Origin of the sequence: Pseudomonas aphyarum, from assembly GCF_028657055.1 — a bacterium.
Classification (GTDB): Bacteria; Pseudomonadota; Gammaproteobacteria; order Pseudomonadales; family Pseudomonadaceae; genus Aquipseudomonas; species Aquipseudomonas aphyarum.
In genome coordinates this window covers 1-21,037 of record NZ_JAMDGS010000014.1, presented here as the reverse complement: position 1 = coordinate 21,037, position 21,037 = coordinate 1, and the positions used below count along the sequence as shown (strand labels likewise).

Annotated in this window: 21 protein-coding genes; 9 read left to right on the top strand and 12 right to left on the bottom strand. The window is 55.6% G+C overall.

What is annotated here, in order from left to right; genetic code table 11:
• Nucleotides 1-176 precede the first annotated feature (176 nt).
• The 8 genes from exbB (at nucleotide 177) to M5G18_RS20810 (ending at nucleotide 8,131) form a co-directional block, all read left to right on the top strand.
• Nucleotides 177-1,130, top strand: a complete 954-nt coding sequence (exbB, locus tag M5G18_RS20845) for a tonB-system energizer ExbB (protein ID WP_007954433.1) — start codon at nucleotides 177-179, stop codon at nucleotides 1,128-1,130.
• Nucleotides 1,131-1,136: 6 nt separating this feature from the next.
• Nucleotides 1,137-1,565 (top strand): TonB system transport protein ExbD, encoded by a 429-nt coding sequence (exbD, locus tag M5G18_RS20840; protein ID WP_007954431.1) that lies wholly within the window; start codon nucleotides 1,137-1,139, stop codon nucleotides 1,563-1,565.
• On the top strand, nucleotides 1,562-2,308 hold the full coding sequence (locus tag M5G18_RS20835) for a TonB family protein (protein ID WP_007954422.1): 747 nt from the start codon (nucleotides 1,562-1,564) through the stop codon (nucleotides 2,306-2,308). The genes exbD and M5G18_RS20835 overlap by 4 nt, the downstream gene beginning before the upstream one ends.
• A 175-nt stretch (nucleotides 2,309-2,483) precedes the next feature.
• Nucleotides 2,484-3,413, top strand: a complete 930-nt coding sequence (locus tag M5G18_RS20830; RefSeq protein ID WP_007954418.1) for a hydrogen peroxide-inducible genes activator — start codon at nucleotides 2,484-2,486, stop codon at nucleotides 3,411-3,413.
• Nucleotides 3,414-3,422: 9 nt separating this feature from the next.
• Nucleotides 3,423-5,498: an ATP-dependent DNA helicase RecG gene (gene recG / locus M5G18_RS20825; RefSeq protein ID WP_192562856.1), complete on the top strand. Its 2,076-nt coding sequence runs from the start codon at nucleotides 3,423-3,425 to the stop codon at nucleotides 5,496-5,498.
• A gap of 79 nt (nucleotides 5,499-5,577) precedes the next feature.
• Complete coding sequence (locus M5G18_RS20820; protein ID WP_273896040.1) at nucleotides 5,578-6,978, top strand: aminoacyl-tRNA deacylase and HDOD domain-containing protein; 1,401 nt, start codon at nucleotides 5,578-5,580, stop codon at nucleotides 6,976-6,978.
• A gap of 137 nt (nucleotides 6,979-7,115) precedes the next feature.
• Entirely contained in the window at nucleotides 7,116-7,373 is a 258-nt protein-coding gene (locus M5G18_RS20815; protein ID WP_273896039.1) for a hypothetical protein, read from the top strand.
• Nucleotides 7,370-8,131: a Fic/DOC family protein gene (locus tag M5G18_RS20810; RefSeq protein WP_273896038.1), complete on the top strand. Its 762-nt coding sequence runs from the start codon at nucleotides 7,370-7,372 to the stop codon at nucleotides 8,129-8,131. The genes M5G18_RS20815 and M5G18_RS20810 overlap by 4 nt, the downstream gene beginning before the upstream one ends.
• A 36-nt stretch (nucleotides 8,132-8,167) precedes the next feature.
• Here the strand turns inward: M5G18_RS20810 and M5G18_RS20805 are convergent, their stop codons facing one another.
• Entirely contained in the window at nucleotides 8,168-8,551 is a 384-nt protein-coding gene (locus M5G18_RS20805) for an SCP2 sterol-binding domain-containing protein (protein ID WP_096817262.1), read from the bottom strand.
• Nucleotides 8,552-8,984: 433 nt separating this feature from the next.
• Between M5G18_RS20805 and M5G18_RS20800 the strand changes: the two genes are divergently transcribed.
• Nucleotides 8,985-9,344, top strand: a complete 360-nt coding sequence (locus M5G18_RS20800; RefSeq protein WP_273896035.1) for a DUF6124 family protein — start codon at nucleotides 8,985-8,987, stop codon at nucleotides 9,342-9,344.
• Between the two features lie 59 nt (nucleotides 9,345-9,403).
• Here M5G18_RS20800 and M5G18_RS20795 read toward each other — a convergent pair whose 3' ends face one another.
• From M5G18_RS20795 to tssI, 11 genes are all read right to left on the bottom strand, one after another.
• Nucleotides 9,404-9,829, bottom strand: coding sequence for a hypothetical protein (locus M5G18_RS20795; RefSeq protein ID WP_248740414.1), 426 nt, complete (start codon nucleotides 9,827-9,829; stop codon nucleotides 9,404-9,406).
• Nucleotides 9,830-9,851: 22 nt separating this feature from the next.
• A complete protein-coding gene (locus M5G18_RS20790; RefSeq protein WP_273896034.1) occupies nucleotides 9,852-10,451 on the bottom strand; it encodes a lysozyme inhibitor LprI family protein in 600 nt (199 codons plus the stop codon).
• Nucleotides 10,448-11,506, bottom strand: a complete 1,059-nt coding sequence (locus M5G18_RS20785) for a tetratricopeptide repeat protein (RefSeq protein ID WP_273896033.1) — start codon at nucleotides 11,504-11,506, stop codon at nucleotides 10,448-10,450. The genes M5G18_RS20790 and M5G18_RS20785 overlap by 4 nt, the downstream gene beginning before the upstream one ends.
• 354 nt (nucleotides 11,507-11,860) lie before the next feature.
• Complete coding sequence (locus M5G18_RS20780; RefSeq protein WP_273896032.1) at nucleotides 11,861-13,225, bottom strand: lysozyme inhibitor LprI family protein; 1,365 nt, start codon at nucleotides 13,223-13,225, stop codon at nucleotides 11,861-11,863.
• A gap of 117 nt (nucleotides 13,226-13,342) precedes the next feature.
• Nucleotides 13,343-13,741, bottom strand: coding sequence for a hypothetical protein (locus tag M5G18_RS20775; RefSeq protein WP_273896031.1), 399 nt, complete (start codon nucleotides 13,739-13,741; stop codon nucleotides 13,343-13,345).
• Nucleotides 13,742-13,915: 174 nt separating this feature from the next.
• Nucleotides 13,916-14,320 (bottom strand): hypothetical protein, encoded by a 405-nt coding sequence (locus tag M5G18_RS20770; protein ID WP_273896030.1) that lies wholly within the window; start codon nucleotides 14,318-14,320, stop codon nucleotides 13,916-13,918.
• Between the two features lie 41 nt (nucleotides 14,321-14,361).
• Entirely contained in the window at nucleotides 14,362-15,240 is an 879-nt protein-coding gene (locus M5G18_RS20765) for a lysozyme inhibitor LprI family protein (protein ID WP_273896029.1), read from the bottom strand.
• Between the two features lie 179 nt (nucleotides 15,241-15,419).
• Nucleotides 15,420-15,920 carry a hypothetical protein gene (locus M5G18_RS20760; protein ID WP_248740391.1) on the bottom strand — a complete coding sequence of 167 codons (501 nt, stop codon included), beginning with the start codon at nucleotides 15,918-15,920 and terminating at the stop codon, nucleotides 15,420-15,422.
• Nucleotides 15,910-18,894 carry a peptidoglycan DD-metalloendopeptidase family protein gene (locus M5G18_RS20755; RefSeq protein ID WP_273896028.1) on the bottom strand — a complete coding sequence of 995 codons (2,985 nt, stop codon included), beginning with the start codon at nucleotides 18,892-18,894 and terminating at the stop codon, nucleotides 15,910-15,912. Before M5G18_RS20755 ends, M5G18_RS20760 begins: the two co-directional genes overlap by 11 nt.
• 21 nt (nucleotides 18,895-18,915) lie before the next feature.
• The gene (locus M5G18_RS20750) at nucleotides 18,916-19,353 is read right to left on the bottom strand and encodes a hypothetical protein (protein WP_273896027.1); all 438 of its coding nucleotides are present in this window, start codon (nucleotides 19,351-19,353) and stop codon (nucleotides 18,916-18,918) included.
• 28 nt (nucleotides 19,354-19,381) lie between these two features.
• On the bottom strand, nucleotides 19,382-21,037 hold a 1,656-nt coding region (gene tssI / locus M5G18_RS20745), incomplete at its 5' end, for a type VI secretion system tip protein TssI/VgrG (RefSeq protein WP_273896026.1).

The window sequence follows — 21,037 nt, the reverse complement described above, 5'->3', positions numbered from 1 at the left end:
ATCGGAAAGCGACAGACTAGCCTCGGCAAGGGACGAGCGGCTAGCAATGAAGGAAAAAAAGCAACTCTATTACTTCTGTTAACAAGAATTACTTGCAATAATGCACGCCACTTTTGTTCTCGGCCTCACGAGGCCTGGAAGAGCATTACCGTTTTTCTATCTCAGGTCCGGCCAGCATGACACGCATTCAAAACTCCGCTTCGCCAACCAACCGACCTCGCGCCTGGAGCGCCGTGGCTGCCCTGCTGCTCAGCCTGATGCTGGCGCCGGTCGCCGCATTCGCTGACGCCCAGGCACCCGCCGCGCCAGCCGCCACCGAGCAAAGCGCTCCGGCCGCCGCACCTGCCGCAACCGACCCGGTGCAGGCCGTAGAGGCCAGCGCCGCCGACGCGCCGGAAGTCCTCGAAGCCGACAACACCCTGGGCATGGCCCACGACCTGTCGCCATGGGGCATGTACCAGAACGCCGACGTGATCGTTAAAGCCGTGATGATCGGTCTGGCCATCGCCTCGATCATCACCTGGACCATCTGGATCGCCAAGGGCTTCGAGCTGATGGGCGCCAAACGCCGCCTGCGTGGCGAGATCGCCGCCCTGAAAAAAGCCGCCACCCTCAAGGAAGCCAGCGCCACCGCCGCGAAGGAAGGCACCCTCGCCAACCTGCTGGTTCACGACGCGCTGGAAGAAATGCGCCTGTCGACCAACGCCCGCGAGAAAGAAGGCATCAAGGAACGCGTCAGCTTCCGCCTCGAGCGCCTGGTTGCCGCCTGTGGCCGCAACATGAGCAGCGGCACCGGCGTCCTCGCCACCATCGGTTCCACCGCACCGTTCGTCGGTCTGTTCGGTACCGTGTGGGGCATCATGAACAGCTTCATCGGCATCGCCAAAACCCAGACCACCAACCTTGCCGTCGTAGCACCGGGTATCGCTGAAGCGCTGCTGGCTACCGCACTGGGTCTGGTTGCCGCGATTCCTGCCGTGGTCATCTACAACGTCTTCGCCCGCTCCATCGCCGGTTACAAGGCTCAGGTGTCCGATGCGTCGGCTCAGGTACTGCTGCTGGTCAGCCGCGACCTCGACCACCAGCCTGAGCGCAACAGCTCGCAACCGCACATGGTGAAAGTGGGGTAATCGGCCATGGGCCTGCATTTGAAAGAAGGCGCAGACGACGATCTGGCCGAGAACCACGAAATCAACGTCACGCCGTTCATCGACGTGATGCTGGTGCTGTTGATCATCTTCATGGTGGCCGCGCCGCTGGCCACCGTGGACATCAAGGTTGACCTGCCTGCCTCGACCGCCAAACCGGCACCGCGGCCGGAGAAACCGGTGTTCCTCAGCGTGAAGGCTGACCAGCGCCTGTTCCTGGGCGAAGACGAAGTGAAAGCCGAAACCCTCGGCGCCGCACTCGACGCCAAGACCCAGGGCAAGAAAGACACGACGATCTTCTTCCAGGCTGACAAAGGCGTGGATTACGGCGACCTGATGAGCGTGATGGATAACCTGCGCGCCGCCGGTTACCTGAAGGTCGGTCTGGTCGGACTCGAGAGCGCGGTCAAGAAATGATCACGACGCGCCATAAGCTGACGCGTTACAGCGGTAGCCTGGCCGTGGTGCTGGGTGTTCACGCGCTGGCCATCGCGCTGGCGCTGAACTGGACCGCCCGCCCGCCCATCGAATTGCCGCCGCAGGCAATGATGGTCGAGCTGGCACCGGTTCCGGCCCCGCCACCGCCCGCACCGCCGAAAGTCGTCACGCCACCACAGCCACCGGCTCCGGTCGAAGAACTGCCGATCCCGAAACTGGCCGAAGCGCCGAAAGCCGAGATCGCGGTGCAGAAACCGAAACCCAAGCCGAAACCAAAACCGCCGAAGCCGATCGAGAAGAAACTGCCCGATCCGCCGAAGGAGAAACCGTCCGAAGAAAAGCCGGCCGATACCCAGCCGACTCAGGCCCCGACGGAGAAATCCGCCCAGCCTGCACCGGGCCCGTCGCCTGCACAAATGGCCGCCAAGGCCAGCTGGCAAGGCACCCTGCTCGCGCATCTGGCCAAGTACAAGAAGTACCCGGCCAGCGCTCAGGCGCGGGGCAAGGAAGGCTTGAACCGGTTGCGTTTTGTGGTCGATGGCGAAGGCAACGTGCTGTCGTTCGAACTGGTGGGCCGCTCCGGCAACGCCGATCTGGACCGGGCCACCCTGGAAATGATCCGCCGCGCCCAACCGCTGCCCAAGCCACCGGCCGACATGCTGACCAATGGCGCGATCGAAATCGTTGCGCCGTTCGTGTACTCGCTGGAACGCCGCCGCTGATCCGCACTCGCGGAGCTCGTCCTGATCCAGCCAAAAAGGCACCGAAAGGTGCCTTTTGCTTATCCATCCACGGCAAACCGGCATTGCCCGGTGTCGCATTCATCACTCAGTCTGATAACGTGCGTCTATCGATTGCAGCCGGTATGCTTGGCCCGCATCTTCATGGACGCTTGCTATGACCCTCACAGAATTACGCTACATCGTTACCCTCGCCCAAGAGCAGCATTTCGGCCACGCGGCCGAGCGTTGCCACGTCAGCCAGCCGACCCTGTCGGTGGGCGTGAAAAAGCTTGAAGACGAACTCGGTGTGCTGATTTTCGAGCGCAGCAAAAGCGCCGTGCGCCTGACCCCGGTCGGCGAAGGCATCGTCGCCCAGGCGCAGAAGGTGCTGGAGCAGGCCCAAGGCATCCGCGAACTGGCCCAGGCCGGCAAGAACCAGCTGACCGCCCCGCTGAAAGTCGGCGCGATCTACACCGTCGGCCCGTACCTGTTCCCGCACCTGATTCCGCAACTGCACCGGGTCGCCCCGCAGATGCCGTTGTACATCGAAGAAAACTTCACCCACGTGCTGCGCGACAAACTGCGCAACGGCGAGCTGGACGCGATCATCATCGCCCTGCCGTTCAACGAAGCCGACGTGCTGACCCTGCAACTCTACGACGAGCCGTTCTACGTCCTGATGCCGGCCCAGCACCCGTGGACCCAGAAAGAATCCATCGACGCCGCCCTGCTCAACGACAAGAGCCTGCTGCTGCTCGGCGAAGGCCACTGCTTCCGCGATCAAGTGCTGGAAGCCTGCCCGACCCTGACCAAGGGCAACGACGGCGCCAAGCACACCACGGTCGAATCCAGCTCGCTGGAGACCATCCGCCACATGGTCGCGTCCGGTCTGGGCATTTCGATCCTGCCGCTGTCGGCGGTCGACAGCCATCACTACGCCCCGGGCGTGATCGAAGTGCGTCCGTTGTCGGCACCAGTGCCGTTCCGCACGGTGGCCATCGCTTGGCGCGCCAGTTTCCCACGGCCGAAAGCCATCGAGATCCTCGCCGACTCCATTCGCCTGTGCTCGGTCGCCAAACCTGCCGCGCCGGTCACGGCCGGTTAAGCCAGCGTCATGACTGAGCTGTCGCAGGTGTCGGTCACCGCACTCAAGGGTGTCGGTGAAGCCATGGCCGAGAAACTGGCCAAGGTCGGTCTGGAAAACCTCCAGGACGTGCTGTTCCACCTGCCGCTGCGTTATCAGGATCGCACCCGCGTAGTACCGATCGGCGCGTTGCGTCCGGGCCAGGACGCCGTGGTCGAGGGCACCGTCAGCGGCGCCGACGTGGTCATGGGCCGACGTCGCAGCCTCGTCGTGCGCTTGCAGGACGGCACCGGCGGCTTGAGCCTGCGCTTCTACCACTTCAGCAATGCGCAGAAAGAAGGTCTCAAGCGCGGCACGCGGATTCGCTGCTACGGCGAAGCCCGGCCCGGCGCCTCGGGGCTGGAGATCTACCATCCGGAGTACCGCGCCATCAACGGCGACGAGCCGCCACCGGTAGATGAAACCCTGACCCCGGTCTACCCGCTGACAGAAGGCCTGACCCAGGCGCGCCTGCGCCAGTTGTGCATGCAGACCCTGACCCTGCTCAAGCCGGCCACCCTGCCCGACTGGCTGCCGACCGAACTGGCCCGCGACTACCAATTGGCGCCGCTGGCCGACGCGATCCGCTACCTGCATAACCCGCCCGCCGATGCCGACGTCGACGAACTCGCCCTCGGCCATCACTGGGCCCAGCATCGTCTGGCCTTCGAAGAGCTGCTGACTCACCAGTTATCGCAGCAGCGCCTGCGCGAAAGCATGCGCTCCCTGCGCGCGCCGGCGATGCCGAAAGCCACCAAACTGCCGCCGAAATACCTGGCCAACCTCGGCTTCAACCCGACCGGCGCTCAGCAGCGAGTCGGCAACGAAATCGCCTACGACCTCAGTCAGCACGAACCGATGCTGAGGCTGATTCAGGGCGACGTCGGCGCGGGCAAAACCGTGGTCGCCGCCCTCGCCGCGCTGCAAGCGCTGGAGGCGGGTTATCAGGTCGCACTGATGGCGCCGACCGAGATCCTCGCCGAGCAACACTTCATCACCTTCAAGCGCTGGCTCGAACCGCTGGGCATCGACGTGGCGTGGCTGGCCGGCAAGCTCAAGGGCAAGAACCGCGTCGCCGCGCTGGAACAGATCGCCAGCGGCACGCCGATGGTGGTCGGCACCCACGCGCTGTTCCAGGACGAGGTGCAGTTCAAGAATCTCGCGCTGGTGATCATCGACGAACAACATCGCTTCGGCGTGCAGCAACGTCTGGCGCTGCGGCAAAAAGGCGTCGGCGGGCGCATGTGCCCGCATCAACTGATCATGACCGCCACACCGATTCCGCGGACGCTGGCGATGAGCGCCTACGCCGACCTCGACACCTCGATCCTCGACGAACTGCCGCCCGGTCGAACTCCGGTCAACACCGTGCTGGTCACCGACACCCGCCGCGTCGAAGTCATCGAACGGGTGCGCAGCGCCTGCGCCGAAGGTCGTCAGGCCTATTGGGTGTGTACGCTGATCGAAGAGTCCGAAGAGCTGACCTGTCAGGCCGCCGAAACCACTTTCGAAGACCTCACCGCCGCCCTCGGCGAGTTGAAGGTCGGACTGATCCACGGCCGCATGAAACCTGCCGAGAAAGCCGCCGTCATGGCCGAATTCAAGGCCGGCAACCTGCAACTGCTGGTCGCCACCACCGTGATCGAAGTCGGCGTGGACGTACCCAACGCCAGCCTGATGATCATCGAAAACCCCGAGCGCCTCGGTCTGGCGCAACTGCACCAGTTGCGCGGCCGCGTCGGCCGGGGCAGCGCGGTCAGCCATTGCGTGCTGCTCTACCATCCGCCGCTGTCACAGATCGGTCGCCAGCGCCTGGGCATCATGCGCGAGACCAACGACGGTTTCGTCATCGCCGAAAAAGACCTCGAACTGCGCGGTCCCGGCGAAATGCTTGGCACCCGCCAGACCGGCCTGCTGCAATTCAAGGTCGCCGACCTTATGCGCGACGCCGATCTGTTGCCCGCCGTGCGCGATGCCGCCCAGGCATTGCTCGAACGCTGGCCCACCCACGTCAGCCCGTTGCTCGACCGATGGCTGCGACACGGGCAGCAATACGGCCAAGTGTGAGCACCGTCGCAGTTTCTCAAAGCTCGTTCCAACCAAGCTGGTTATACTCCAGCAATTGTTTCAAAAACGGATACAGACCATGACCGAAGCTGCTCTCGCCCCCGAATCCCCGCACGCTCCGTCTGTTATTCGGCTGCTGCTCAACAAGCTGGGCGTCGCCTACGAAGAAGTGCTCGACCACCACGGCCTCAACGCCTCGCGCAAAGTGCAGGCCGTGTTGCTGGATGACGCGGTCGGTGCGCTGATGGTGCTGTTTCCACAGAGCCAGTTGCTGGATCTCAACCGCCTCGCCGAGCTGACGGGCCGTCGCCTGACCGCCGTATCCACCGAGCGCCTGGAAAAGATGCTCGGCAAACACAGCCTGAGCCTGCTGCCGGGCCTGCCGGCGCTGACCAGCTCGCCGTGCCTCTACGAAGAAAGCCTGCTGCGCGAGCCGAAGTTGCTGATCAACTCCGGCGAGCCGGGCCTGCTGCTGGAAATCGCCAGCGAAGACTTCAAGACCATGCTCACCAAGGCCAGCGCCGCCAACTTCGGCGAAGCCCTGAGCAGCATCCGCCCGAACCTCGACCGCCCGGACGATGACCGCGAGGAAATCACCCAGGCCGTGCAGGCGTTCACCGCGCGGCGCATCCAGCAGCGTCTGGAAGCGACCATCGAGATTCCGCCGCTGGCCGAAACCGCACAAAAAATCATCAAGCTGCGCGTCGACCCGAACGCCACCATCGACGACATCACCGGCGTGGTCGAAACCGACCCGGCGCTGGCTGCGCAAGTGGTGAGCTGGGCGGCGTCGCCGTACTACGCCTCGCCGGGCAAGATCCGTTCGGTGGAGGACGCGATCGTGCGCGTGCTGGGCTTCGATCTGGTGATCAACCTGGCGCTGGGCCTGGCCCTCGGCAAGACCCTGAGCCTGCCCAAGGATCATCCGCAACACACCACGCCGTACTGGCAGCAGTCGATCTACACCGCCGCCGTCATCGAAGGCCTGACCCGCGCCATGCCGCGCGCCCAGCGCCCGGAAGCCGGCCTGACCTACCTCGCCGGCCTGCTGCACAACTTCGGCTACCTGCTGCTGGCCCACGTGTTCCCGCCGCACTTCTCGCTGATCTGCCGCCACCTGGAGGTCAACCCGCACCTGTGCCACAGCTATGTCGAGCAACACCTGCTGGGCATCAGCCGCGAACAGATCGGCTCCTGGCTGATGCGCTATTGGGACATGCCGGACGAACTGGCCACCGCCCTGCGCTTCCAGCACGACCCGAACTACGACGGCGCCTACGCCGAATACCCGAACCTCGTCTGCCTGGCCGTGCGCCTGCTGCGCGGTCGCGGGATCGGCTCCGGCCCGGATGAAGACATCCCGGATGCGCTGCTGGAACGCGTTGGTTTGACTCGCGAAAAGGCCAATGATGTGGTCAGCAAAGTGCTGGAGGCGGAAGTGTTGCTGCGTGAACTGGCTTCGCAGTTCAGCCAGGCTTAAAGCTATCTTCGGAACGCCAACCAGGGCCTTTTTTGATTGAAAATATGGCCCTGGTTCCACCGATTTCGGTCACTTTGCCAGCAACGACAGCAAACAAGCGCGCTGCTATGATTTGACGGCAAACAGAGGAATTTCCGATGACCCAAACAGATGCTGTCAGCGTTGCAAGCGAAGTCCGCAAGCTAGCCAAAGACAACAAGGTTACGGCCAGACGTGACGGCATGAGTCGTATGGCCGTGGGGATTACTCGTTTGGCTGGCGATGTCGTCGAGCTGGATGGCATCGAACAGTTGCTCGTCAATCTCAAGAGAAAAGGCGTTCTGAGCAAATCTGAAATCCTGGCGATCCAAGGGCGCTATCTTCAGGAAAGGCGTGCACAGAAACGTAGCGCATGACTTTTGATCCGTTCGGCGACTTCGAAACGGCTGGATATCTTCAAAACTCGCTGCAACTGAAAGATCCCGTTGAAGTAAAAGAGTCAGAGCATCTTTCGTTCGAATTGAGTATCGAAGAAGCGCTTGCCTATCTGGCCAAGAAAAAGCCAATCGATTACCAGACTGTACTCAACGTTCACGAGATCCTGTTCTCAGGCTTTTATCACTGGGCAGGAAAAGACCGGAACGAGCTTGTCCCCCACCTCGCAGTCTTCAAGGGCTCTCTCGACGACCCTCGCAGCACCGTCTTCGAGCGCCCGGACTCCATCAAAATGTCTGTCGACTATGCGCTCAAGCTCGCAGCAGACAAGAAACGCTTCAGAGACCATCCCGGTGGAGTGATGGGCCAACTGGCTTTCGCACACCCCTTCCTGGACGGCAATGGCCGCGCGATTCTATTGGTCTTCATGGAACTCTGTTATCGAGCCGGATTCGCCATCGACTGGTCAAGAACAAACAAAGACGACTACCTGCGGGCCCTCAGCGACGAGATCCGAGAGCCGCGCGAAAGGCATCTCGATAACTACCTCAACCCGTTCGTAATCGATATATGCAGTCGTGACGAATGGCCAGAGACCATCAGTGGCATCCGAGGCCTGGATGGCCTGGACAAGGAAGACATCACTTACGAGAAGCTGGACAACCCGAAAGTCCAGCAGATCTACAAGACATACCGGGGCCAGCCACTGGACGCCAAGCCTCCTGAGCCGGACAGCTGAAGAGCCTGAACCGTGCCGGCAAGCTACCTGAAAGACCTATGCCTTCGGCTTGGCCTTCCGCGGCTTCAAATACTTCATTAACCCCTGAAACCACATCACCAGTGCCGGATTGCCCTTGAGCTGGATCGACTTGTCCTGAATCCCCTGCATGAACGCCAGCTGCTTGTTCTTCGCCTGCATCGTGGCAAACCCGAACGCCGCGTCTTTGAAGGCAATCGCAAACGCCGGCTCCGCCACCACCCCGGACTTGCTGGTAATGCGCTGGTCCTTCACCACGAAATGCCGCGCCACTTTCCCGTCCAGAGTCTGTAGCTGAAACACCAGATCCTTGTCACCCAACTGCTGCTGGAACGCAGGATTTGTCCGACTGGCCTTACCCATCAACAGACCCAGCATCCACAGAAGAAAACGAAATTTCATGCGCACAGCCTCAAAAGGAAAATGAACGGCTGGGGAAGTGTAAGGGATTCGGATGGATTCGCCACTATGTTGGACTGATAGAAGACGATGCTGGACTTTTCCTGCCAGATGACTACCAAGTCACGATTTCCAGCCCCTAGCCTTGATCATTCCCACGCTCCGCGTGGGAATGCATCCCGTGACGCTCCGCATCACACCCCCCCCGTCCTACACCTGAAGAAACACATTCCTGTAGGAGCTGCCGAAGGCTGTGGCTTCTTGTTCCTCTACCCCGCAAATCCTTGGGAAATGTCCTTCAAACTGCGGTGCTGTCCATGAACTAGGCGTGCTTGGGGTTCATCGATAACCTCTTTCCGTCACCGCAAAATCGGTGACCGGATGTGCAAGTCCGAAAACCGGGGCAAATCTTTCCAACTCAAAAGGATTTACACCGATGATCGACCCAACCCTCACTGACGAAGAAGTTTCCCCCTACGAATTCCCAGACTCGAAGAAACTCCATGAAGCCGCCGAACGCGCCCTCGACCACCATTTCAAACCCACCGCCCCACGCCCCAAACGCCTCGGCGGCCTGTTCGCGCTCTGCCCCAACGCCGATGCCGAAGCCCTCATGGCCAACGCCTCCGAAGACCTCCTGTCCATCAGCGCCATCGCCGCCAATCTGGCCGACGACCTCGACGGCCCCCGCCGCTCGATGGCACTGGGCCTGAGCAGAATGGCGGATGGCGTGCGGTTGATGGTGGAAGGCACGCTCGATCACATTGAGTTTCGGGAGTATCAGACCAAGCCGTAGCTGAATTACGGACGGAAAAAAAGGGGACGTTGAGTCCCCTTTTCCAACTTTCCAATTCCTCACCACTGACAGCCCGTCTCCGGTGAGAAATCCATACTGAAATCGTGTTCGAAGGAGTACTTCTTCCCGGTTTTGTAGTTCGTATAGGTCATTCCATAGACCCGGGCACCCTGACTCACCATTTCATACTCCCCCGTCAGCGCGCCCTCCGAAACCTCAACCCAAGTCGTCGTGAACTGATACGGACGATCCTCTGCCAGTATTTCTTGCTCGGTATTCCGATACACCAGAGAAATGGCCTTCTTCGACTTGCTGTACCTGACAGCCGCTCCGCTCCATTTGGAGAAGGAGTCGTAATAAGTTCTGAGTTCGAAATTGATGCTTTTGGCGCTCTCTTGCGAACGGAAGCAATAAATTTCCGTCGAGACCTCACTGTGCGCCGCCATAGGAAAGAGAACAAACAGTGCAGCAGATAAAACTCGCATTAACTTCAATCTGATCATTCCTTCAACGATTCAGAGGTAACTGAAAACGCATTCGCACTGCGCAGTTAGCGATGTCTTCCCGGAGCACACGTTCACTCATTTCGCAGTGCCCATCGACGTACTGCCGCCACAACGGATCGTCGAAGTTGTCACCCCCCAATCGCTCCATGGAAGCCGTCAGACCTTTTTCTCGATCCTGCCCCGCCATGGCCGATGCAGCTTTATAAAAACCGTCCAGGGGTAACCCAGTCTGCAGAGCAACCAATTCCCCCAACCGGGCATTGGTTGTTTGCACCAGGCACCCAAGCTTTTCGATGGGCGCCTCTGCACCGGGCAAGGCCGACTGATAGATATCCTCGCAATTCGCCTCTTTGAAGCGCACCCACTTCTTTTGCACATCGGTCAGTTGCTTCTTGTCGGCGGGCGCCAAACTGGCCAGCGCTTTCTTGTATTGCTCATTCAACACTGCATCGACTTTCTCGAAAGTCTGCTGACCGCAAATGATCAAATCGGGATTGGAAAGGCTGTCGGGATTGCAGGCTTCCTTGGCATGCGCAGGAACCAGCAAAGCAGTCAAAGAAGCACCTGCGACCAGCCCAAAGAACGCCTTGAGTTTGATCATGATCCCGATACTCCGGCACTGCGCTCAGCAACCCGAGCGGGAATCTTCGAAGCCTTTCCTGCTTCCGACATACGCGATGCATATTGCTTGTACGCCGGCACTGCTCGCTCTTTATCGTTCATGGCCCAATAGCTATCTGCGAGATTCAGGTAAGCCACCGTCCGTTCCGGGTTGTGGGCAATCACTGCATTCAGTAACTGGATAGACTCCGTGTAGTAACCCGCCTCGCCCAGCAGAAAACCGACGTCGTTGGACCAACCAGGGTGCTGTGAGAAGTAGTACTTTCCGACGATATAACTTTCCGGAGAGCACGCGCCATGCGAGTCATTTCCCATCAACATATTACTCATCACTTCCTTGAACGAGCTGCTGTCGCCCTTTCGATAGGCCGCCAGCGCTTTATCCAGCAGGTCAGCCGAACCGACTGTCATCAGTTTTTTATAACCGCCCTGAGGGCTGCCCACGTTTGCAGCCCGCAACTTTTTAAGCGCTTCGAGGCCGTTGAATGAAGCCAAAGTGGTTGGGCCAAGCGTCTCAATCGGCAGCTCCGCTACGCTCACAAGCGAGCGATCGCAGTAGTGGTTATTGACCACTTGCAGCACTTTCTTCAGCTCAAACTGCTTTGAGCCGTTATTGGAGGTGAACAAAAGATTGAAGTTAAAAACAGCGTTGTCTTCTTCGCTGGTCACCAGCGCAATGTAGTCCCCCGCCTCAACGAACCGCTGTTTGACCAGGATCTCTTCCTCTTGTGGATCCACAACCGTCATGGCTCCAGGCCGGCCGTTGAAAACCCGCACGCTAAAAATATCCAGAAGATCAGACGAGTACTGACTCTTCGTAAGAGGCAAAGCCTTGGACGTATCGAGCAATATGTCCTCATTGCGCCCTTGAACCGGCGCGATCAACAACCGATTGGATGCCTCGTCCGCGTCTCCCGCCAGAACGAACACGTTTTGTCGTGTTCCATCCCCCAACAGACTTGCCGGAATTTCCTTGAAAACTTGGGGTGCCGCAAACGCGTGTGCGGTGAAAGCCACGGATGTGGCAATGGCCAAGAGGCCACCGAGTAGAACTGAACATCCTTTCACGCTGTAACTCCATTCGGTTATTGCAGGCTCAATCAAAAGCTATGCTGCGCACCTGTTCAAATCAGCGCCATTGAAAACCGGCAAGGTGTCATGTCGACCGCAGCTTCGGTAGGTCCTTGCGCGATCTGCGACTGACTCGACGTATTGCCCACCGAGACAACACTTGCGGCTGCATGACTGGCCTGCGCGAACGCAGCAACGCTAATCAGCAATACCCGCAGATATGGAGCTCTCACGAAACCCGGAATCGACAAGTCAGGCACAGTTCCACTCACTTGGAATTTAACGGCAAAGAATCGCGACACATCCGCGCTCCGAGTTTCAAATGCAGTGGCTCGCCTTGATCGGCTCTGGCCCTTGCGACTTCAATCGCGCCACGTTGTCGATGCTCAACCGGTGACCTTTATCAGCCGCCATTTGATAACAGGCTAACGCTCGGGACATATCCTTTGTTCCCAACTTGCCACCCTCAAAGGTAGAAGCCAGATAACTCATCGCCTCTATGGAGCCCATGTTGATTGCTCGAATGACCTGCTCTTCTGCCTGCTTGGGGTGGAGGCAAGGACCATCGTAATCGGTGGAGTTCCCCATACAAAAAAACGAGGCATAACCCAACGCACCACTCGGCGTCTTTGAAGCGGCTTTGAACAATGCCTCAACCTTGCTGGTTTCCAGCTGGGACGCCATCTGCGAAAGGCTCAGTCTTGCCGCTGACTCGCTCGCCTCTGGATCACCCGACTCTGCTGCGCAGACATAATTTTCCAGGGACGCTTCAATCAATTCCACAGTCAGAGGGTATTGCTCAAGAAAACCTAACCCTCCTAAAGCTTCAGCACGCTGTTCGCAGAAATTCTCAGCGCGGCTCATTCCGGGGTTACGTGTTGCGACAAGATCCTTCTCGCTGATCGACCAGTCTTCAACGCCTTCAAGCACCCAGCACGCCTGACGAGAGAAATTGAAGATTTTTACATTGCTGTTGCCCGCCCGCTTATCGACCACGTTGACGTGACTGTCATCGACCTCTTCGATCTCGACTCCAGGTGTCTTGCCGGGTGTGACGGCAGCCATCAGCGGGTAGGTGAAGGAAGCTCCGCTGACGCCCGAGGTCGAAGGCTCAAAGGTACTACGGTCCTTGCCGGCAACCGGCTTCAACACAAGCGACTTGACCGTCATCGCAGTGAGACGGCGCTGTGATTCAATGCTGGCGGAAAACGCTGTCAGGAAAGCAGGGAATTCCTCCGAAGGACAAGCGCCGTTGGCCGGCGCCGTAGAAGTGCTCTTGTCGGATGCAAGAGCAGGGACGATCTTGTCCAGGTACGCCGAGCGCTCGCGGCTCATTCTGGCGATGCACGAGTTGACCGCGAACACATGCGCCGGCATCCCCGTCTCGATCTCGAATGCCTCCAAAGGGCAGTTCGCATCGCGCAATTTCAACCACGCACGTTGCGACTCTTTGACCTTCGCCGCGTACTCCGCGCCCAATGCCGGATCCGCTCGATAATCAGACTCAAGCCGCGCCATCAATTGCTTGTAGCTGAGGTTCAACTGCGTATCAGCAGCCTTCTTCGCCGCCTCCGAGCAGGGCACCATTTCCAGGCTTGAGGTGACATGGCTGCAGTCATCCTGCGCGTACACCGCTGTAACAGGCAGCAGCATTGCCAGCAGGGTAAAAACAAAACGTTTCACTGTGTTCTTCCTTGAGTCATTCAAGCTTTGCGTTTGGCGAACCGAGTGACGCATTGCGTGGCTATGTTCATTTCCCAATAGGTGCTGAGCAACGCTTTACGTTTTTCGGGGCCGGGCCTATTCCGATCCCGCTACACACTGCCCATCCTGAAGATCAGGAGCTAGCGCCCGATTTCCCGACAGATACCAACTCGCAAGCGACTGACTCTCGCAATAAGCGTTCTTCTCGGCATCGTAATAAAACGCGACCTTGTGCTTGGCCATCCCACCCCGGTTGGGGACGAACAACTCGACGGCGAACACGACATCGGGCAAAGCAGTTTTTCTATCCGACATCAGCATGGGTGGCCCCAGAAACTTACAGGGCACGCCGTCAAAAGGCAGATCCAACCGGCCGTCTTGATACCTGTAAATCGCGCAAATGCCATTCGGATCCTCAATCACCACGGCAGCCATCGTTCCCCCGCTCCAGCTCACCACGCCATCTGCAATGGCGCGAAAACTCTCGGCAGGCATTTGGTTTTCCTTCGTGAGTGCAGCGACCATAGCGGTGGGCATTGTATGGCTTGTACTGACACCGGTTGGAGCTGCGCTTGCGGACAACGCCCACGTCAACGCCAGGAACAACAGGGGAACGACTTTCACTTTGACTCTCCGATGGCGTGGCTGAGCGATGTACATGCACGACCCTTACTGCGCCGTACATTCAGGTTCAGCGAGATGTTCACCATCAACGCGGAATTTGCATAATTCGGTAGTTTCATTCACTCCAACCAACGACATCAGCTTGAAGGTCAACTGCAATTCGGTGTCGGAAAACGTGGCCCTATCCAATGAGACATCGGTGAAGCCGTTGTTAAAATTCTTGCCTTCAATGTCGCAGAACTCCATCGAGTCGCTCGCAATCCCCTGTCCCCCAGGCTTGAGAATCTGAATATTGACGCAGGGGCTATCGAATGTTTGGTAATAACGGACCAGCTTTCCGGAAACTTGATCGACATCGGCTTTGTATATATCGACGACCGGCTCTCGTGCGTTGCCTGAAAATGCACAACATGAAAAACACAAAGCTGAAAACAGCGGAAATCCTTTCAAGACTCACCCACTCCATAAACCTGCTGATCAAATGCTTTAGTTCACTGTTTGCTCTTGTCCGGAGCCATAGCCAATTGACGGGCTCGCTCTATCGTCGCGCGAATCAAGCAGGAGTTCGACCATTCCCCGAAAACCGATTTAGACGATTTCGGCTCAGGCAGACACTCCGCATCGCGAAATTTTATCCAAGCCCTTTGGGTTTCTCTCAGGCCTTTCCGTGCATTTTCGTCCAACCGTTCCATGCGCTCCCGGTAAACGAGGTTGAGCAGTGCATCCGTATCCGTCACAACCAGATCAAGCGCCCCACTCGACGCAGTTGGCCACACAACGTCCGCCAACGCCTGCTTGGTTTCGTTGTTCCAATTGTAGAAACCGTTCTCTTCAATTTTCAGCCAGGCAGAACGCCCATAATGATTGGTGGGATCGCTCGCACTGACTTCAGATTGGTAGACAATTTCCAGATAGATCGGATCGGTTGAGCGCTGAGGATCATTCAGCAGCGTTTGGCGAACGATGGACCGTTGCTTTTTATTCTCGGTTATTTCGATCGAAAAGCATGGGTCCGGGCCGGGACGGTCGGTCGACTTCACCCGCGCCAGACACTCCTTACGAAGCGCCATAGAGGGCGAATCCGGCCCCGCTGCAATGTCTATCACCCTGACGAGCAGTTGTATTTCTGGATCTTTGGAAAAATCTGCCTGAAGCACGGTCGCAATCATAGTTCCTTCTGCTTTCACAACTGAAGACAGCAGAGAAAAAGCCACAACAAGAATAAATCTAAAATTCATAATCCCTTGATGTCCGCAAAAATCCAACAGCAAACTAGAACCTGTTTTAATCCAAACATACGAAACTGATCTATTTAAACACCGCACCAAAATCGAAGCCGCCGAGCGCAACACCACAAATAAATCTGTCACCTTTTCTGGAAGATGCTGGAAACATTCGTTTCATCTGATCATATAGAACAAACAAATCCGCCACTTTAACTTACTGAGCGTAACAAATAAATTTGTCCATTTTAATTAAGCACAACAAACAATCTATCCCGCTAGCTTTTTAAAGCTTCAACACCAATATAACCGCTGACACAAACAACTTACTCATCCTCGCTCATAATCAAATGAAACTCCTTTCCATCAAAATCGTAATACCGTGTACGATACTTATGCGAGACCTTATTACCATCAACCCCCAATTCTTTATTTTCAGTGACACCCATTATAACGATCAAACTACTATCTACATGATACTCAATATCAAAAGGCTTACCTGTTTCCTCATCCTCCCCCTTATAAGCATTTGGAAGGGTCTTGATAACTTCACCAGTTTTCGCATCTATAACCTCCCCACAGATTGACGAGCCTCCACATCCGCCAGTATATACAATGTAATGACCAGCAAAATTTACAGATCCTTTTATTGCATCCTTCCTAATTCCATCCCATTGACTACCTGTATCCTTATTAACTAATGAATGAACGCTTCCTCCATACACATCCTTGATCATATATTGTGAAAACAAAGGCGGTTCAGCCAGCGCCGAAAAGCTGACTGCGCACAATAACATGAGCACCCTAGGCAACATCTTAGTTAGCATTCTTTTTTGACTCCTCTAAAACTCGAACCATTTCATCAGGCTTAATATGAGCGACATTCAGGCCATCACCTTGATAATAAGACACCCCCTCGACCTCCGCAACTCGTTCAATCATTTGCCTTTTATGAGTTACCGGATCAAGAATTGCGTGACCAGCAGAATCTTTAAGATATGTAGGATTTATTCTTTTACCTCGACGCACACCTGCTGATGCAAACTCTTTCGCCCAAGCATAGATTGCATCCTCAACATCGCCGCTACCTTCCAGGTAGTTAATAATTGCCTTCCTTTTGATCCTTATAAGGTACTGATCGAATATTTTATCTTGCATAGCTTCGTCATATTTTTGCGACGTATCCAACTTCAGCTTATCCACTGCATCAGCCAAAGTCGAAGTAACTATCTGATATCTTCCCGTCGCAAACATTTCACTATTTTCTTGTTTTGCCTGGACCTCGGCTATGGTCAGCGACGTCAAGTTTGTATTGTAGTATGGCTGAACCTCATTACCCACAGTTCGATTGTAGGCGGTATAGTCATTACTTGACTCAACTTTTGCCAATAAGTTACCAAACGCACTATGGGCCCAACCAGCCAAGGCAGGTTTAAGAAGATGATTAGATATGAATTCAATAGGATGGAAGTGCCAAACAACGTCCGAGGCCATAGTTTGTATACTTACAAGCTCATCCCAAAATACATACTTATCAATACGTTCTTTTTCATGCTTAAGTGTTTTTGGAAATCCCTCTAGAAGCTTATCTAGCTTGGCCCATTTCACTGCATCTGACTTTGACTTCCACTCCGTCGGATGATGCGCGACAAGCTTAGCCCACTGATCTCTGATTGCAGGATCTCTCAAAGCGTCAGCAAGCTCAGATGCATCAACCTCCCCATCATGATTCTTATCTATCTTTGCAAAAATTTCTTTAAAAAATTTTGGCATATTTTCAGAGTCAAGAAATCCGTCAGCATCAGAATTAGTCTCTTCAACTATATGAAAACCTAATTTTTCCCAATCATGCTGTGTAATTACTTCCGTTCCTGCTTTCTTTACCAATCCGTTAATTTCTTGATCTCCATCGAACAACTTCACCTCATAATACTCTTCGCCCCCCTCCTTTATGACTGACGCTTTGCTCAGATCTATCACGCAATCCTTATTTAACTCCTTACTTTCTAGAGAAGGGGCTTTATTCTTCACTACAGTCTTAGATGGCAACCACAAGTACTTCCTACCAGTCTTTAAAACGGCAGAATTTTCAAGAAACTTATTTACATCAGCTTCATCTGTGAAAATCTCAATATGGACTTGCCGCCTTCCACTTATTTCACCTTGTTCGCTAACAAGATTCTCGACTAAACCTAAATAGCCAACGGGGTCGCCTGCCTTAACGCCAGCACCAACTTTAATAACGTTGTCGAAATTAGTCGGTGTGAGATCCCACCGGACGAACTGGCTAGACGGATCATTCTCGACGATTGTCCAAAATGATGAGGGCGCGCTTCCAGTCGCTTGCCATACACCTCCGGATACCAAAGTGCATGGAGCCATACGGCGCAACACATTGCCGACCACTAGGTTCACAACCATAGTGCTGTCAAATTCAATTACACTGTTTACGGCTAATTCTAAATTTCCAGCAACACGAGGACCCGCGACTTTTTCGTTTACAGGTTCCGCTGGAGGCTGAAAGATCGGCAAGCGTCTAGTGGCTTGGGCTTTGACTTTTCCCTGCCAATAATTAGGCCTAGCCCTCTCAGGAATAGCGTCTCCTAACCAGATACGATTACCTTTGGAGTTCTTGTATGGTTCACCGTCTTTCATGTAAGCAAACCAGATTTCGCGCCCTACGCCACGTACTTTGTGAGACCCGCTCTTTACACTGCCAGATAGAATCTTTCCTTTGGCGTACGTCAAGTTCCCAATATCTTTCTGGTCTATGATCTCCAGCTTCGTACCGCTTGCTACTTTACCTGGTGAAGGTGTCTGTGCTGATACAGGTGCCTCGTCGTAAGCCTTAAAATCTCCCACCTTCATTGTGACTTTCGGTGTCGGCTTCTCTTGGGTTGTTAGAGGATATCCCTGATAAGGCAGCAAATGCATGTATAGACTGTAAAAGTTAAGTTTGTTTTGTTTACCCTTATTCACCCCTTCCTCAGGATTGGGTGCGGATTTATATTCATGGCGCACAAGGCAAAATGAGTTCGAATATTTGAGCTTTTTTTCGCCGTCACCAAAAGTCGATTCCAAATAATCTTCATTTAGCCGATAAGCAACTACTTTACCATCAGCGACACAGCGAATCGGTTCATTCAACACACATTGTGGTATAGATATTTCGCTGATATGAATGCCGCCATGCCAAAATTTATTGCTGCCCAGCAGATAATGCCCTGACCGCTCGTTCGCTAAAGTTTTGTAAACCTCTTCTGCATCGGAAAACTGTTTCCCATCCGCTTGTCTGAATGGGTACTGAAAATTCATCAAAGGCGCAGGCCCTTGGGCAGCGACAGGAGCAGCCGCGGGTGTCGCAGCACTCTGTTGGCTCCACCAAACCTCAGGGCTTATCAGGTTGCCACTAGGACTTTTCATTTGATAGTGAACATGGCGAGGATATTGAGTTATACCATTCGGTCCTTTTCCTCCCATCGTTCCGATTTCGTCACCTGCCGCAACAGTCATCCCTTGGCTTACCGAATGGCTACTGGTGTGTAGAATTTCGTGACTGTTACCGTCCGCGTCTTTTATTTTTATCGTACCGTAATTACCACCGGTAAATGTGACTGTACCGGAGATTGGTGCATAAACTTTAGGATTCTGCAGATTGATGCCGTTCTGGCCACCTTCATAATTAAAATCAGTTCCTCCGTGAGGGCCGTTCGCACGTTGTTCGCCATAAACTCCCGTGATATGAGGTTGATGGCCATTAACTGGGGGCAGAACACGATGCATTACTTCACTGAAAGACATAAAACATCCTTTTAAATTTTGTCAAAGCGAGTAGTCTTGAATTTCTTCCAAAAACCAACAGCGATCAAGTTTAAAAATATATAAAACCTGATAGTCAGTATCCGGCTTTTCAATTTTCACTTTCGCAGTCTTTTTGGCTTCTTCAAGAATCTCAATCTGAATTCCTTCCGATGCTCTTCTACTTGCATTAGGAACTAAAGGGAAGTTTATATCTTGCCTTTCTACTAAAACCACTTTCTGCTCTGGCTCTGGTTCGGCGTCTACCGTTATCATTTTCTTCAATGGATTGTGAGTAAATTCACGCTGAACGGCAGGGCTCTCCGTATAAGCAGCTAAAAAACTTGAGAATGTCTTCGATGGGCAGGACTCAATGTCAGTACCACCTGCAGTTGCGCTATTCGAAAAAAATGCGACCGCAGATATAACTAACGCAAAGATAAGTTGATTCTGATTATTCATAATATAGATCCTTCAGCGTAATCATTGATCACTCAGAAAACACAAAAAAAGCCTTCGGCTTAACCTTCTCAGGCGGTGCATTCAACAACGCCTGATCCATCAAACTCCCCGCCTTATCCTTATCCGCCGCCCCCGGCAACACCGGCGGTTTAATCCCGATCCCGGTGCCACTACCCGCCGAACCGCCAGCATTAATCTTCACCACCGGCCCAACCACCGTCACACCACCGCCATCCAGCTTGATGAAACTGCCGCCGCCGAGAATCGTCAGCTCAGTCCCCGCCTCAATGACAATCTTGTCCCCAGCCTTGATGTGTATCTCTTTCCCGGCACTGGTCAGTTGCGCAGTCCCCAGCTTCACATGCTGGCTCTCACCAATAGTCAGGTGGTCGTCCATCCGCGCTTCGATCTTGCGGTCGGAAATCGTGGTGCGGTGTTCTTCAGCCTTCAGCTCGGTATAAGTGTTCTTCACCACCGTGTCGTGACGTTCATTCCCGACGCGAATCTTCTGGTCGTGCTCAACGTTTTCATCCCAGTCGCGCTGGGCATGGATGAAGATTTGTTCGGCGCCTTTTTTGTCTTCGATGCGCAGTTCGTTGTAGCCACCGCCGCCCGGGGAGCTGAGGGTTTTGAAGACGCTGCGGGTTTTGTTCGCCGGCAGGGCGTAGGGCACCGGGTTTTCCTTGTGGTACAGGCAGCCGGTGACCAGTGGCTGGTCGGGGTCGCCTTCGAGGAAGGTGACGAGGACTTCCATGCCGATGCGCGGGATGCTGATGGCGCCGTAGCGGTCGCCGGCCCAGGAGCTGGAGACGCGCAGCCAGCAGCTGGTCTTGTCGTCGGCCTGGCCTTCGCGGTCCCAGTGGAATTGCACCTTGATGCGGCCGTACTGGTCGCAGTGGATTTCTTCGCCTTTGGGGCCGGTGACCATGGCGGTCTGGCTGCCGAGCACGCGGGGTTTCGGGTGTTCCAGGGCCGGGCGGTAGAACACGTCCCACGGGGTGGCGAGGAAGGTGTTGCGGTAGCCCTGGTGGAAGTCGTCCTTGTTGTCGGTGGTGTCGCTGGTCACCGACTCTTCGAGGACTTGCGGCTGTTTGCCTTCGTGGAAGATTTCGGTGAGCAGCCACAGGTCGTTCCACTCGCTGCGCGGGTGGTCGGACATTTCCATGAAGTGGCCGCTGACGAGTCTGGTCTGGTCGCCGCGACCTTCGGCCTGACGGTAGTCGGCGCGGTGGCGCTCGAGGGCGCGCTGGCTGAGGAACTTGCCGCGCGCGCGGTCGATGAAGCGGCCGGGGTAGTCGTAGTCTTCGAGATCCGGTTCAGTGCTCTCGCCGTCCGGTTTGTACGCGGCTTCCATTTGCAGGCGCGGTTTTTCGAAGTCGTAGTCGCGGCGGGTGGTGCGGCTAGTGCGTGTTTCCAGACGCAGCCGGAAGCTCTTGATCACCGGCTCTTCGGCGACCATGCCGCTGCCCTGTACATACGCGGTCGGTTGGCCGAGGTTCGGGAACACGGTCTGGTCATCGCCGAACACCAGCAGATGACCTTTCTTGCTGTGCTGGAAGTGGTAGTGAATGCCTTCCTCCTCGCACAGGCGCTGGACGAAGTGCAGGTCGGCTTCGTCGTACTGCACGCAGTAGTCGCGATCCGGGCACGGTTGGCTCAACTGAAAGCTGTAGGCGTTGCCCTT